Consider the following 12,501-nt stretch of genomic DNA (forward strand, 5'->3'; position numbering starts at 1 on the left):
TCACAATAACAAACCAACACCCCACAACCCAGGCCCCACCACAACCCACCTGACCCGCCATCACCCCAGGTCAGAGCAACCCAAATAGCCTTCGAACCAAGGCCATACACCGTTCCTCTGGCGTTCCCAGTCGGTCACGACCGGCGCCGTGCGCACGGTCTGCCAGTCCGTCAGCTGGTCCGCGAAATGCGAATCGTCAGGCACTCCTGAAGAACCGAACGGCACGCTCCCGCGACTGTTCTGACGGCCCGCCAGGGCCCAAATCCAGTGCGCCAACGAGGAGATGTAGGCCAGGCCGGTCACACCAGAGACGGAACAGCTCCGGCTCAGGCATCGCTCAGTCCCCTCGCGTTCCCGGACCGATCAGGCCGGCGGCCTGCGCGAGCAGGACCGCGGTGAGCGTCGAGGCGTCGGCGCGGTCCCCGGTCGCCGCCTCGCCGATCAGGGCTTCGGCGGTGGTCTCCACGGTTCCCGGACGCGGGTCCACGACCTTCGCGCCGAGCGCGGCGTACGCGTGTGTCATCTCGTTGGAGCTGCCGGGGCTGTTGAGGAAGCGGCCGAGGAAGACGGCGCGTTCGGCGGTGGCTCCGATCTCCTCGAACATCTCCCGCAGGGCGGCCTGTTCGGCGGTCTCGCCGGGGTCGACCCGGCCGCCCGGCACTTCGAGGATCACCTCGTCCACGGCGATCCGGTACTCGGAGGAGACCAGGATCGTCCCGGCCGGGGTGACCGGGACGGCGATGGCGGCGCCCGGATGGTCCTGGAAGTGCCAGGTCGAGGTCTCCGCGCCCTCGTGCAACTCGGCCTCGATCACGTCGAACCACGGGGACAGCCGATGCCGTCGCCGCTCGCCGATCCGCCGGGACCCGGCCTGGGGAGTTGGTGGCTGCATGATGCCTCCCGCGCCTGCGCGTACCGCGCTCATGTGTCCGACCTGCGTCATCCTCGCACGGCGGGCCCCACGCCCCCCGAACTCCCGTCCACCGGCCGGATGCTAGTTTCCGAGGCGTTCGCCGGCACTCAGGAGGCACACGAGCGCATGACACGGGACGGATACTCCATCGACGACACGCCCGGCGTCGGCGCCCTGGCACCGCTGAGGATCTCCCTCGCCGGTGGCGGCACCGATCTGCCCGACTATTCCGCGGAGTTCGGCGGAGACGTCGTCGCGATGGCGATCGACGCCGAGGTGCGAGTCCGCCTGACCCCCGCCGCCGAGGGGACGGAGACGAGGTGGTCGGACCGGACCGGCGACCTTCCCGGCGATCCCCGGCTCAACGAACTGGTCGCCTCCGTCCTGAGCGCCCACCCGGAGTGGGGGCGGCGCCCCTGGGTGGTGTCCAGCACCTCCGGCGCCCGGGCGGGCGCGGGGCTCGGTTCCTCGGGTGCCTTCCTGGTCGCGCTGGCCGCCGCGCTGCTCCCCGGACGTGACCCCGGCGAGCTGGCGCGGACGGCGTACGACTGGGAGCACCGGCAGGCCGGCCGGATGGTCGGACCGCAGGACTCCTTCGCCTCCGCCCACGGCGGCATCGGGCACATCTCGATCGCCACCGACGGCAAGGTCGACGTCTCCCCCCTGAGCCTGCACCCGCGCTCGGCCGCCTGGATCGACGACAACCTGCTGCTGTTCGACACGGGCAACACCCGGGACGCCGCCCGCGTGGTGGCGGCGGCCAAGCAGGACGACGAACGCCGGGGCGCGGCGGGCGGTTCCGGACTGCCCGGCCGGCGGATCGAGCAGCTGCACGGGATACGTGCCCTCGTCGCGCCGTTCCGCGAGGCCATAGAGGACGGCGCCGTCGAGCGGTTCGGTCCGCTGCTGACCGCGAACTGGGACCTCAAGACGGGGCTGGGCCGTGGCATCTCCACGCCCCGCGCCGAGGAACTGCTGGCCGGCTGCCTGGCCGCCGGGGCGGACGGCGGCAAGCTGGTGGGGGCCGGCGGCGGTGGCTACGTGCTGGTGAGCGTGCCCGACGAGGCCCGCCCGGCCGTGCGCGCCGCGATGGCGCGGGCGCAGGCCCCCGAACTGCCGTTCCGTCTTTCCCGGCCCGGCGTGCGGGCCGACGACCCGACCCCCGGCGCGCCCGCACGGCGGGGCCGCGCCCCTCTGGCTGTGGAGAAGGAGCTGTCATGAGCCTCGAGAAGCCGACGAAGATCTGGTGGAACGGCGCGGTCGGCGACTGGCAGGACGCCGTGGTGCACGTGACCGCCGAGACCGCGATGCGCGGCGTCAACGTGTTCGAGGGCGTCATGGCGTACAAGCTCGACGGCCGCGACGAGCACGCCGTGATCGCGCTGGACGAGCACCTGGAGCGGCTGGCCCGCTCGGCGGAGCTGCTGCACCTGCCCATGCCGTACACGCCGGACGAGCTCCGGCAGGGCGTCCTGGACCTGATCCGCGCCGAGCCGAGCGACCTGGACCTCTACATCCGGCCGACGGTCTACCTCGACAGCGGCGCCTACACGGCCGACCCGAGCCGGATGCGGATGGGCGCGTACATCACCTCGTACACCCGGGAACGGGCCGCCCTGCGCAGTGTGCGCCTGGTCAGCACGCCCTGGACGCGGGTCGACGACCCGGCCTTCCCTGCGCAGGCCAAGAGCGGTGCCGTCTACTCCGCCTTCCGGCTCGCCCGTATGGCGGCCGTACGTGCGGGCGGCGACGAGCCGCTGCTGCTGAACGCGCGGGGCACGGTCGCGGAGACCGCGGGCGCGGCGGTGATGGCCGTGTTCGCCGACCACGTGGCGAGCCCGCCGCCCGGCGACGGCGCCCTCGACAGCATCACCCGCCACGTCCTGACGGGGCTGCTGGAGCGGGACTTCGGCCTCAAGGTGGTCCAGCGCTCCCTGCGTCCCGAGGAGTTGCACCAGGCGGACGAGGTGTTCCTCTGCGGTACGCTGGACGAGATCGTCGAGGTCGCCAGTTTCGACGGCGTTGACCTCGGACACGCGCAGGAGAGCCTGGCGCGCAGGCTGTTCGAGAGGTACCGCGCCGTCTGCACCGCGACCGGCCCCGCCGCCTCCCCTCTCCAGACCCGCGTAGCGTGGTGAGCACCGCTGCCCCGAGCAGCGCCCGACCCCAGCGAATCCCAGAGAAGGTGGCCCGATGAACCTCCCCACCCACGACGACGCGACCCGGCTCCTGAGCCGCTGGACCGGCGGCGCGGACCCCCGACTGCTGGGTCAGGGGATGGAGGGACTCGTCTACGAGATCGACCAGGACCGCGTCGCCAAGATCTGGTTCGGCGAGTCGGAGCCGGCCCTGCAGCGGACCCGGACGTTCTACGACGCGCTGGCCGGCAAGCCCTTCGGTTTCGCCGTCCCGCGGATCCACGAGGTCCATGTGATCGAGGACCGCTGCGTCACCATCGAGCAGCGGCTGGCCGGCACGACCCTCACCGAGCACCTGGCCGCCGGGCACATCACCCTCGACCAGGCCAAGTCCACGTTCGTCGACGTGCTGGCCGAGCTCGCGCAGAGCGGTCCGCTGCCCGAGGGCCGGGCCCTGTCCGTCATGGACGAGGAGGTCTCGCTCTACGACACGGCCGAGGACTTCCCGGAGGCGCTGTGGGCGCTGGCCGAGCGCCGCCACGCCCGGTTCCGGCGCGTGCTGGAGCCGGCCGTCGAGGACCTGGACAAGAAGCTGGAGGCGCTGCGCGTCCGCCTGCGCGACATCGACAGCGGCCGCCGCTCCGTCATCCACGGCGACATGATCCTCGACAACATCCTGGTGAACGAGGCCGGTTCGCCGGCCGCGGTGCTCGACTGGGGCTTCTTCACCACCGAGGCCGACCCGGTGTTCGACGCCGCCGTGGCCGCGTCGATCTTCGACATGTACGGCGAGGCCGCCCTCGACACCGAGCTGGGTCTGTACGCGCAGCTGGAGGAGCGCCTGGGCTACCGGCGCGAGGCGCTGCTGGTGTACCGCGCGGCGTACTCGCTGATCACCGCGAACGCGTACGACGCCGAGGGCCAGGACGGTCACTTCGCCTGGTGCGTCGCCGCCCTGAACCGGCCGGACGTCGTACGCGCCCTGCTGGGCTGAGCCCTCGCGGGGCCGGCTCCGCTACTGCCCGCCGGTGAGCGGCCGGTGCGCTCGCAGCACCGCCCGCTCGCTCGACGGCTCCAGCGTCCGGCCGCGCTCGTCGTGCGCGGTGACCCGGTCGTATCCGAGCCGCAGGACCAGCGACCGCAGTTCGGGGATGCCGTAGCGCCGCACGTGGTAGCTGCGGCGGGTGGAGCGGCCGTCCACGACGACCTCCTGCTCGGTGATCTGCCGCCCCAGCAGGGGGTCGTAGCGGTGCCACTCGCGCAGGACGTCGTCGCCGTGGGTCTTCTCGGTGTAGTCGTCGAAGGTGCGGCCGAAGGTGTCCCAGTGGCGGCTCTCCACGAGCAGCCGGCCACCCGGCTTCAGGGCCCGCAGGGCGGCCGTCAGGACCGCCTCGTCGTCGGACTCCTCGTAGTAGCCCAGCGACGTCGACCACACCAGCACCACGTCGAAGTCCCCCGCCACCTCGGGGCGGCGCATGTCCCCGTGCAGATACGTGGCCCCCGGGTGGCCCTCCTGGCGGGCGATGTCGAGAAGGTGCCGGCTGGAGTCGATCCCCACGATCTCCACGCCACGCGCCGCGAGACCGTTGGAGATGCGGCCGAAGCCGCAGGCCAGGTCCAGCACCCGCATGCCGGGACGCAGGCCGCCCAGCTGCTCGATGGTGTCGAGTTCCTGGACCTCGGCCTTCTCGGAGCGGTAGCGGCGCCAGAAGCGGTCGTAGTCGGCCTCGAACGCGGGATGGGGCTGCGGCTTCTCGGGCACGTTCCTCCAACTCTCGGGCCGGGCCGTCCGCGCGCGGACCCCCGGCGGCGGTCCGGCCGGTGAGGTTACCAGCGCCGCCCGACGGCCCCATGATCCGTGTATGCGATGCTGATCAGCCGTTGTCCACACCGCGACAGGAGTGTATCGACGAGTGTCCGAGCGGACCGCGCCGTCGGAATCCACCTGGTCGACGAAGACCCGGCGGCGGCAACTGCCCCACGCGCTCACGCCGTTCCGCAACTCCGGCTACCGCAGGCTCGCGGTGGCCCTGGTGCTGTCCACGTTCGCGTCGGGCGTCTGGGTGGTGGCCCAGGTGTGGGAGGTCGTCCGGATCGGCGGCGGCCCGGCCGAGCTGTCCGTGGTGTCGACCTGCGCGGCCGTCGGCGTCCTGCTTCCCGCGCTGCTCGGCGGCGTCGTGGCCGACCGGGTGCCGCAGAAGCTGATCCTGCTCTGCGTCGCCGGGGTCGAACTCGCCGGACTGGGCCTGCTCGCCGCCCTCTCGGTCACCGGCAGCACCCGGCTGTGGCACCTCGCCACCGTCGCCCTGGTCACCGGCATGGCCCGGGCGTTCTACTACCCGGCCTACTCGGCCTGGCTGCCCGCGCTGGTCCCCGAGTCGGACCTGATGGCGGTCAACGGCTTCGAGGGCATGCTGCGGCCCACGATCGGCCAGGCCGTCGGCCCCGGCGTGGCGGGCGCCGTCGTCGGCGCGTTCTCCCCCGGTGCGGCCCTGACGGTCGCCGCCCTGGCCTCCCTCGCGGGGCTCGTGGCCCTGACGCTCGTCCCGCTGACCCCGGTGCGCCGCGCGTCCGGCACGGAGGAGGAGCGCGCGCACCCGGTCCGGTCGGCCGTCGCCGACATGCGCGAGGGCTACGGCTATGTGATCCGCACGCCCTGGCTGCTGTCCACCCTGCTGTTCGCGTCGGTGATGATCCTGATGCTGTCGGGGCCGTTCGAGGTGCTCGTCCCGTTCGTGATCAAGGACCGGCTGGGCGGCGGACCGGGCGACCACGCGCAGGTCATGGCGGCCTACGGCATCGGCGGGGCCGTCGGATCCCTCGTGATGGCGTCGCTGCGGATGCCGAGGCGCTACCTCACCGTCATGAACCTGATGTGGGGCGTCAGTTGCCTGCCGCTCCTGGCGGTCGGGTACGCCGACCGGGTCGCCGTCGTCGTCGTGTCGGCGTTCCTGATCGGCGCCCTGTTCTCGGCGCCGTCGGTGATCTGGGGGACGCTCCTGCAGCGCAGGGTGCCGCCGCACATGCTCGGGCGGCTCGCGGCCCTCGACTCGTTCGTCTCGATCAGCCTGATGCCGGTGTCGATGGCGCTGGCCGGCCCCGCGTCCGACACGGCCGGACTGCGCACCGTCCTGCTGGTCGCGGCGGTCGTCCCGGTGGTCGCGGCCCTGCTGGCCACCCTGTGGGCCCGGCTCCCGGCCGACGAGCTCGCCCACCCGCTCAAGGACTGACCATCCGCCGACCGGTCACCCGTGGCCGAGCTGGTATAACGGCCTGCGGCCGCACAGCTGTTCAAGGCCACGACCGTGTCCGTCAACCGGGGGCAAGCACCATGACCACCGACTGGACCTGCGTGATGCTGCGCCATCGTGGCGGCCGGGCGTCACGGGAGCCACGGCCGGCCGTCTTCCTCGACCGGGACGGCGTCCTCATCGAGAACCGCGACGCCTACGTGCGACGCAGGGCGGACGTCGCCCTGATACCCGGGGCGGTCGACGCCGTGTGCCGCCTGGGCGAAGTCCGCGACGTGGTCATCGTGACCAACCAGGCGGTCATCGGACGCGGCCTGGTCCCGGCCGAGGAGATCCTGGCCATCCACCGGTCGGTCGTCGACGAACTCGAAGCGGCGGGCGCGCGGATCGTCGGGTCGGTCGTCTGCCCGCACGAACCGGCCGCCCGCTGCGCGTGCCGCAAACCCGAGCCGGGGATGCTGCTCGCCGCCGCCCAGGCCTGGGGGTGCCGGCCGGAGGGCGGCTGGATGGTCGGCGACGCCCTCACCGACGTGCAGGCGGGAGCGGCGGCGGGCTGCCGCACGATGCTGGTCCGCACCGGCCGCGGCGCGGCTCACGAGCAGGACACCCGGCGCTCCCACCCCGACTGTGTCGTCGTACCGTCCCTGCCTCTCGGCCTGGACGAGCTGCTGGCCGAACCGGCCCCCGGCGGGCACGGGACCTGGACGACGTCCTTTCCGGGCACGGTGATTGACTGACCGTGAGGAGCGAAGTGAACGCGGAGGAGACAGACACGATGACCCATCGGGCGCTGGTGACCGGGGCTGCGGGATCGATCGGCGAGGCCGTCGTCGACGAACTGGTCGGGCGAGGGTTCGAGGTGGACGCCTGGGACATCGTCGAGCCGCGCACCCGTCCGGGCGTCACCACCGCCGCCGTCGACCTGCGCCGTCCGGTGGACCGCGCGCTGGTGCGGCCGTACGAGCTGGTCTTCCATCTGGCGTCGGTCACCGAGAACCGCGACGACCGGTCGACGCTCGTCGACCACCTCGACTCCCTCGGCATGACCGCCCACCTGCTCGACGCGCTCGGGGAGCAGCCCCCGGGTGCCGTGGTGACCACCTCCAGCCAGCTGGTCTACGCGAGCGGCCCGCAGCACCCCGACGAGGACAGCAGGGTCGCGGCGGGCACCGGCTTCGCGGCGGCCAAGATCTCCTCGGAGGCGTTCCTGGAGGCGTTCGGGCACCGCAGCGGCGTCCCGACCGCCGCGCTGCGGCTCGCCAACATCGTCGGACCCACGACGCGGCGCGGCGTCGTCCACGACTTCGTCCGCCGGGCCGGGGAGGCCGCCGCCGCGGGCGACCCCGTCCGGATCACCGGCTCCACCCACCACCGCCGGTCCTTCCTGAGCCTCACGGACTGCGCGTCGGCCATCGTCGGCCTGGCCGGCGCCCTGCCCGGCTCGGCGCCCGGCCAGCGGGTCTTCAACATCGCGAACTTCGACAGCGTCTCCATCGCGGACGTCGCGGACGTCGTCGCCACGGTCACCGGCGTCGCCTTCGACGTCGAGACGCACAGCGACGAGCCGGCCTGGCGAGGCGACCCGGGGACGGTGCTGCCCGACACCGCCCGGCTGGCGGCCACGGGCTGGCGCCCGGAGTCGACGTCCCGGGCCGCGGTGCACCAGGCCGCCGCCGGGCTGTGGGCGTCGCGGGCGGGCCGATGACCGCCCCCGAGCCGGCCCCGGGCGACATCCGGGGCGTGGTCCTGGCGGCCGGCCGCGGCACCCGGCTGGGCGGCATCACCGCCACCCGGCCCAAGCCGCTGGTCCCGGTGCTGAACCGGCCGCTCGTCGAATGGATCGTCGAGGACCTCGCCGCGAGCGGCATCACCCGGGCGGTGTTCAACCTGCACCACCTGGCCCCCGCGATCGAGAGCTGGGCGCGCACGGCACCCGTCGACGGCGTCCGGCTCGCCTCCGTCACGGAGGACCGCCTGACCGGGCCGGCCGGCGGTCTGGCCGCCGTCCTCGACCACCTCTCCGGCGCCGAGCACGTCGTGGTGGTCAGCGGCGACGCCTGCACCACCGTCGACTTCGGCGAGGTGGTGCGGGCCCACCACCACCGGGGCGCGGTGATGACCGTCGTGACCCAGGTCGTCGACGACCCCCGCCCGTTCGGGCAGGTCGACGTCGACGCGGACGGCTGGATCACCGGCATGGTGCGCGACCCGGGGCAGCGCCTGCCCGCGGGCCTCATCAGCACGGGCATGTACGTCCTCACGCCGAAGGCGCTGGACGTGCTGGCCGGCCTGCGCGGCTCGGTGCCCGACCTGGACTTCGACCGGCACCTGGTGCCCGAACTGCTGCGCCGGGGGCTGCCCGTGGCGGCACACGCCACCTCGGCGTACTGGAACGACGTCGGCGTCCCGCGGGCCCTGCTGGCGGCGTCGCTGCACCTGCTCGGCACCGACCGCCTGTCCCGTGTGGCCCGCCCGTGCCCTCACCGGCCGGCGGACACCGCCGCGGACGTGTGGTGCCAGGGCGACCACCCCGCCGTGGCGGGCACCGTCACCGGGCGGGTCCTGCTGGGCGAGGGCGTCCTGATACCCGCCGGCAGCCACGTCGAGGGCCCTGCCGTCCTGGGCCCCGGCACCACCCTCACGGAAGGCACCGTCGTGCGCCGCGCCGTCACGATGCCGGGCACACGGCTCCCGGCCGGCACCCACGAGGACGCCGTCCTCTTCGACGACATGGCCTAGACGGGGCCAGGGATCCCGGAACAGGGATCCCGGAACAAGGAACTCCGGACAGCGGACTCGGAACAGGGACTGATGCAGCCCATGCGTGTGGCGATTCTGACGGCGAGCTTCGACCCGGTCATCGGCGGTGCCGAGACCTATGCCCTCAACCTGGCCGAGGGACTGACGGCGTCCGGCCATCAGGTGCTGGTGGTGACGGACACGCCGCACGGCATGGAGCCGGGCGCGGCCGACCCCCGGACCCGGTCGTACGGCGTGGCCCGGCTGTGGCGCTACCGCGACCGGCTCTTCGACCGCCAGAAGCTCCCGTGGGAGGAGATGGCGTTCTCGCTCGCCGGCGAACTCAAGGAGCACCTGGACGACTTCCGGCCGGACGTCCTGGTCTCCAACAGCCTGGACACCGCCGTCCAGGCCGCCATGATCCGGCGCTCGACGCCCGGACTGGCCTGGGCGGCCGCCTTCCACGAGCACGCCCCGCAGGACGAGGCGTACGGCACGGGCCGGATGGCCGTCGTCTACGGCGACCTGCGCCCCGACGCCGTGCTCGCCGGCTCGCAGTTCTACGCCGAGCGGGCCCGCGAGTACGGGCCGGCCGAGGCGGTCCACGTGATCCACCACGGGGTGCCGATGCCCGAGGTGGACGCCCGTACGACCGCCCAGTGGCGGGCCCGCTACGGCCTGCGCGACGACGACCTGATGATCGCCTGCGTCGGCCGGCTGAAGGCCCGCAAGGGCATGACGGAGCTGATCGAGGCGTTCGCGAGCCTCACGCCCCGCGAACGCCGGCTGCGCCTGGTGATCGCGGGAACGGTCAGCTCGGCGTCCTCCGAGTACGCCGAGCGGCTGCGGTCCCTCGCCGGCGAGCTGGGCTGCGCCGACCTGGTGTCGTTCGACGAGACGGTCGTCGCGGAGCAGGTCCCGGCGCTGTTCTCGGCCGCCGACCTCGTGGCGCAGCCGAGCCACGAGGAAGGCCTCGGGCTCGCCGTGCTCGAAGGCATGGCGGCCCGGCGCCCGGTCGTCACCACGCGGGTCGCGGGCATCAACGAGATCGTGACCCGCGACGACGTGGCCGTGCAGGTCGAGGCCCGCGACCCGCGGGGACTCGCCGGTGCGATGGACCGGCTCCTCGGCGACCCCGGTCTGCGCAAGGCCTACGCGGAGGCGGGCCACGCGCACGTCCGGGAGAACTTCAGCCTGCCGGTGATGGTGCGACGCACCGCCGAAGTGCTCGGCTCGCTGCGCGAAGGACGGTGAGCGCGGGGAGCGGCGGCACGATCCGCCGCCGCTCCCCGTCCCGCTCAGCCTGCGCGGTCAGCCGTCGCGCCTCGGCTTTCCCGCCTCAGCCTTCCCGCTCAGCCGACGACGGCTCCGGCCAGTGCCTCCCGCGCCAGCGTGACCAGGCCCGGCAGCTCCGTGATCCGGCGTACGCCGGGGATGTGCCGGTACAGGTCGAACCGGTCGTAGAGCACGATCTCGCCGATCCCGGCGGCCATCCCTCCGACCACGTCGTTGACGACGTGGTCCCCGACGTACCAGCAGTCCTCCCCGTCCAGCCCGAGCTGGTCCAGGGCGATGCGGAAGATGCCGGGGTCCGGCTTCGCCACGCCCGCCACGGTGGAGTCCACGATGACGTCGAAGTACCCGCGCAGCGACCAGCGGTCCAGTTCCTCGAGCAGGGTGCCGTCCGAGTTCGACACGACGGCCGGCACGATGCCGAGGTCACGCAGCGCCTGGAGCATGGACGCGGCGTCGGCGTCCAGGTCGCGGTACAGGTCCAGCTCGGTGAGGCACCGGCGCAGCGCCGCGACGGCCGGCTCCGGCGGCAGCCCCAGCGCGCCCGCGAAGGCGAACCCGGTCCGGCCGACCGCGTCGTGCCCGGCGGGCAGCCGCATGTGCGAGGCGTCGCAGGCCATCTGCAGCGCCGCCACCGCGTCCGCGGCGGCGACCCCGGGGACGCCGTGCGCCGCCAGTTCCGCCGAGATCAGGGTCCCGTCGGGGTGCACCAGGGTCATGCCGACGTCGAAGAGGATCGCCCGCGGCGTGCGCGGAACGTCCCCGGCGGGGCGGGCCACCGTGCTCATCGGGCCAGCCCCTGGGCGGCGGGCGGCACCCGGTGCGTGTCCACCTGGCGGACGGCCCGGGCGACCATGTGCATGAAGAGCGACTGAAGGTCCTCGGTCAGTCCGTAGTCCCCGTCGACGTCGAGGTGGACGGCGACATCGCTCAGGTCGGACAGCGGACTGAGCCGCCCCACCAGACTGAGCACGGCGACACCGTGGTCCGGGGCGCTCGACGCGGCGCGCAGCACGTTGACCGACGTGCCGCTGACCGACAGGCACACCAGCAGGTCACCGGGCCGGCAGCGCTCGACGAGCTGCCGCTCGAATATCGCCTCGTAGCAGTCGTCGTTGGCGATCGCCGTGATGCGCGCCGTGTTCTCGGTCAGCGAGCTGATCTCACGGGGGCGGTGCCCGGCGTGCCAGGCGGCGGCCCGCCAGTCGCACGCCATGTGCTCGGCCACGGACGAGCCGCCGCCGTTGCCCACGACGAAGACGGCACGCCCGCCGCGGATCGGGGACGCGACCATCTCGATGGCCGTGTCCAGCTGCTCCAGGTCCAGTCGGTCGAGGGCCTGGGACATGTCGGCGACATACCCGCGGGCGCCCCGGACCGTGGCCGGCTCGGAATGGTTACGCACGCTCGCTCACCGCCCGGTACTCGCGGTCGGCCACGGCCAGCCGACCGGGGGTCCCGATGTCGAAGAACCTGCCGTTCAGCACCTCGGCCTCCATAAGCCCCTGCTCGGCCAGCGCCGGCCAGAGCTGTTCCAGGTCGCTGCGCCCGTCCGGCACATGCGCGAGGACGTCACGCGTCAGGGCGTACAGCCCCGCGTCGACGTGCGTCGCGCCGGCGGGCGACTGCTTGTCGTAGGCGGTGACGCGGCCGTCCCGGACCGTGACGTTGGGGGTCACGTCCGGAACCTGCTCCGACACCGCCATCCGTGCGACGGCGGGTGCCGTCGGGGCCGGGAGCAGCGGGCCCCGCAGGCTCGCCGGCGGCAGGGTGTCGGCGAGCCACACCACGAACTCGTCGGGCAGGTGGTCCGCGGCGGCACGGAGCGCGCCGGCCGTCCCCGAACCGCCGTCGACGTCGTCGATCGACCAGGTGAAGTCCACACCCCGCGCCCGAAGGTGTTCCACGATGGGCTCGTACAGGTGCCCCAACGCGAGGTGGAACCGCCCGAAGCCGAGGCGTACCGCCTCCGCGATCAGGTGGTCGAGCAACGGCGCGCCGGCGACGGGCTGAAGCGCCTTCGGCGTGTCCGTGGCGTGCTCCTCCAGGCGGGTCGCCCGGCCTCCGGCGAGGAAGACCACGAGACGCTCAGACTGCATGGATGCCTCGTCTCAGCGGCTCTTGACCGTGTACTCGATCGCGGTCTTGGGGTTGTGCCAGAAGATCT

The 12,501-nt window shown here is 73.2% G+C and carries 14 protein-coding genes; 8 read left to right on the forward strand and 6 right to left on the reverse strand.

Translation table 11 applies throughout. The features are described from left to right. Positions 1–60: 60 nt before the first annotated feature. On the reverse strand, positions 61–303 hold the full coding sequence (locus tag AMK31_RS42525) for a penicillin acylase family protein (protein WP_073945446.1): 243 nt from the start codon (positions 301–303) through the stop codon (positions 61–63). 34 nt (positions 304–337) lie between these two features. Beyond that, complete coding sequence (locus tag AMK31_RS38690; protein ID WP_158074579.1) at positions 338–892, reverse strand: NUDIX hydrolase; 555 nt, start codon at positions 890–892, stop codon at positions 338–340. Between the two features lie 147 nt (positions 893–1,039). On the opposite strand from AMK31_RS38690, the gene AMK31_RS38695 reads away from it, so the two are divergent. The 3 genes from AMK31_RS38695 to AMK31_RS38705 are packed head-to-tail and all read left to right on the forward strand — an operon-like array spanning position 1,040 to position 4,045. Continuing rightward, on the forward strand, positions 1,040–2,134 hold the full coding sequence (locus tag AMK31_RS38695; RefSeq protein ID WP_073945448.1) for a GHMP family kinase ATP-binding protein: 1,095 nt from the start codon (positions 1,040–1,042) through the stop codon (positions 2,132–2,134). Further along, positions 2,131–3,051, forward strand: coding sequence for an aminotransferase class IV (locus AMK31_RS38700; protein WP_073945449.1), 921 nt, complete (start codon positions 2,131–2,133; stop codon positions 3,049–3,051). The genes AMK31_RS38695 and AMK31_RS38700 overlap by 4 nt, the downstream gene beginning before the upstream one ends. Positions 3,052–3,106: 55 nt before the next feature. Then, positions 3,107–4,045, forward strand: a complete 939-nt coding sequence (locus tag AMK31_RS38705; protein WP_073945450.1) for a phosphotransferase family protein — start codon at positions 3,107–3,109, stop codon at positions 4,043–4,045. 21 nt (positions 4,046–4,066) lie between these two features. Here AMK31_RS38705 and AMK31_RS38710 read toward each other — a convergent pair whose 3' ends face one another. Then, entirely contained in the window at positions 4,067–4,813 is a 747-nt protein-coding gene (locus AMK31_RS38710) for a class I SAM-dependent methyltransferase (RefSeq protein WP_073945451.1), read from the reverse strand. 151 nt (positions 4,814–4,964) lie between these two features. On the opposite strand from AMK31_RS38710, the gene AMK31_RS38715 reads away from it, so the two are divergent. From AMK31_RS38715 to AMK31_RS38735, 5 genes are all read left to right on the forward strand, one after another. Beyond that, positions 4,965–6,281, forward strand: coding sequence for an MFS transporter (locus AMK31_RS38715; protein ID WP_198948678.1), 1,317 nt, complete (start codon positions 4,965–4,967; stop codon positions 6,279–6,281). Between the two features lie 101 nt (positions 6,282–6,382). Then, entirely contained in the window at positions 6,383–7,039 is a 657-nt protein-coding gene (locus AMK31_RS38720) for a D-glycero-alpha-D-manno-heptose-1,7-bisphosphate 7-phosphatase (RefSeq protein WP_073945452.1), read from the forward strand. A gap of 38 nt (positions 7,040–7,077) precedes the next feature. Next, positions 7,078–8,007 (forward strand): NAD-dependent epimerase/dehydratase family protein, encoded by a 930-nt coding sequence (locus AMK31_RS38725; protein WP_143204323.1) that lies wholly within the window; start codon positions 7,078–7,080, stop codon positions 8,005–8,007. Next, positions 8,004–9,041, forward strand: coding sequence for a sugar phosphate nucleotidyltransferase (locus AMK31_RS38730; protein WP_143204324.1), 1,038 nt, complete (start codon positions 8,004–8,006; stop codon positions 9,039–9,041). The genes AMK31_RS38725 and AMK31_RS38730 overlap by 4 nt, the downstream gene beginning before the upstream one ends. An 81-nt stretch (positions 9,042–9,122) precedes the next feature. After that, a complete protein-coding gene (locus AMK31_RS38735) occupies positions 9,123–10,295 on the forward strand; it encodes a glycosyltransferase family 4 protein (RefSeq protein ID WP_158074580.1) in 1,173 nt (390 codons plus the stop codon). Between the two features lie 98 nt (positions 10,296–10,393). Here AMK31_RS38735 and AMK31_RS38740 read toward each other — a convergent pair whose 3' ends face one another. Genes AMK31_RS38740 through AMK31_RS38750 form a run of 3 tightly spaced genes read right to left on the reverse strand, consistent with a single transcriptional unit; the run spans position 10,394 to position 12,433 of the window. Further along, positions 10,394–11,122 (reverse strand): HAD family hydrolase, encoded by a 729-nt coding sequence (locus AMK31_RS38740; protein ID WP_079187129.1) that lies wholly within the window; start codon positions 11,120–11,122, stop codon positions 10,394–10,396. Then, the gene (locus AMK31_RS38745) at positions 11,119–11,739 is read right to left on the reverse strand and encodes an SIS domain-containing protein (RefSeq protein WP_073945457.1); all 621 of its coding nucleotides are present in this window, start codon (positions 11,737–11,739) and stop codon (positions 11,119–11,121) included. The genes AMK31_RS38740 and AMK31_RS38745 overlap by 4 nt, the downstream gene beginning before the upstream one ends. Next, positions 11,732–12,433, reverse strand: a complete 702-nt coding sequence (locus tag AMK31_RS38750) for a nucleotidyltransferase family protein (RefSeq protein ID WP_073945458.1) — start codon at positions 12,431–12,433, stop codon at positions 11,732–11,734. Before AMK31_RS38750 ends, AMK31_RS38745 begins: the two co-directional genes overlap by 8 nt. Positions 12,434–12,501: the final 68 nt, after the last annotated feature.

This window comes from Streptomyces sp. TSRI0107 (genome assembly GCF_001905845.1).
Classification (GTDB): Bacteria; Actinomycetota; Actinomycetes; order Streptomycetales; family Streptomycetaceae; genus Streptomyces.

Coding starts and splice junctions, on each gene's coding strand:
- AMK31_RS38690 (WP_158074579.1), bottom strand. CDS start 892: ATGCAGCCACCAACTCCCCAGGCCGGGTCCCGGCGGATCGGCGAGCGG.
- AMK31_RS38695 (WP_073945448.1), top strand. CDS start 1,040: ATGACACGGGACGGATACTCCATCGACGACACGCCCGGCGTCGGCGCC.
- AMK31_RS38700 (WP_073945449.1), top strand. CDS start 2,131: ATGAGCCTCGAGAAGCCGACGAAGATCTGGTGGAACGGCGCGGTCGGC.
- AMK31_RS38705 (WP_073945450.1), top strand. CDS start 3,107: ATGAACCTCCCCACCCACGACGACGCGACCCGGCTCCTGAGCCGCTGG.
- AMK31_RS38720 (WP_073945452.1), top strand. CDS start 6,383: ATGACCACCGACTGGACCTGCGTGATGCTGCGCCATCGTGGCGGCCGG.
- AMK31_RS38725 (WP_143204323.1), top strand. CDS start 7,078: ATGACCCATCGGGCGCTGGTGACCGGGGCTGCGGGATCGATCGGCGAG.
- AMK31_RS38730 (WP_143204324.1), top strand. CDS start 8,004: ATGACCGCCCCCGAGCCGGCCCCGGGCGACATCCGGGGCGTGGTCCTG.
- AMK31_RS38735 (WP_158074580.1), top strand. CDS start 9,123: ATGCGTGTGGCGATTCTGACGGCGAGCTTCGACCCGGTCATCGGCGGT.
- AMK31_RS38740 (WP_079187129.1), bottom strand. CDS start 11,122: ATGAGCACGGTGGCCCGCCCCGCCGGGGACGTTCCGCGCACGCCGCGG.
- AMK31_RS38750 (WP_073945458.1), bottom strand. CDS start 12,433: ATGCAGTCTGAGCGTCTCGTGGTCTTCCTCGCCGGAGGCCGGGCGACC.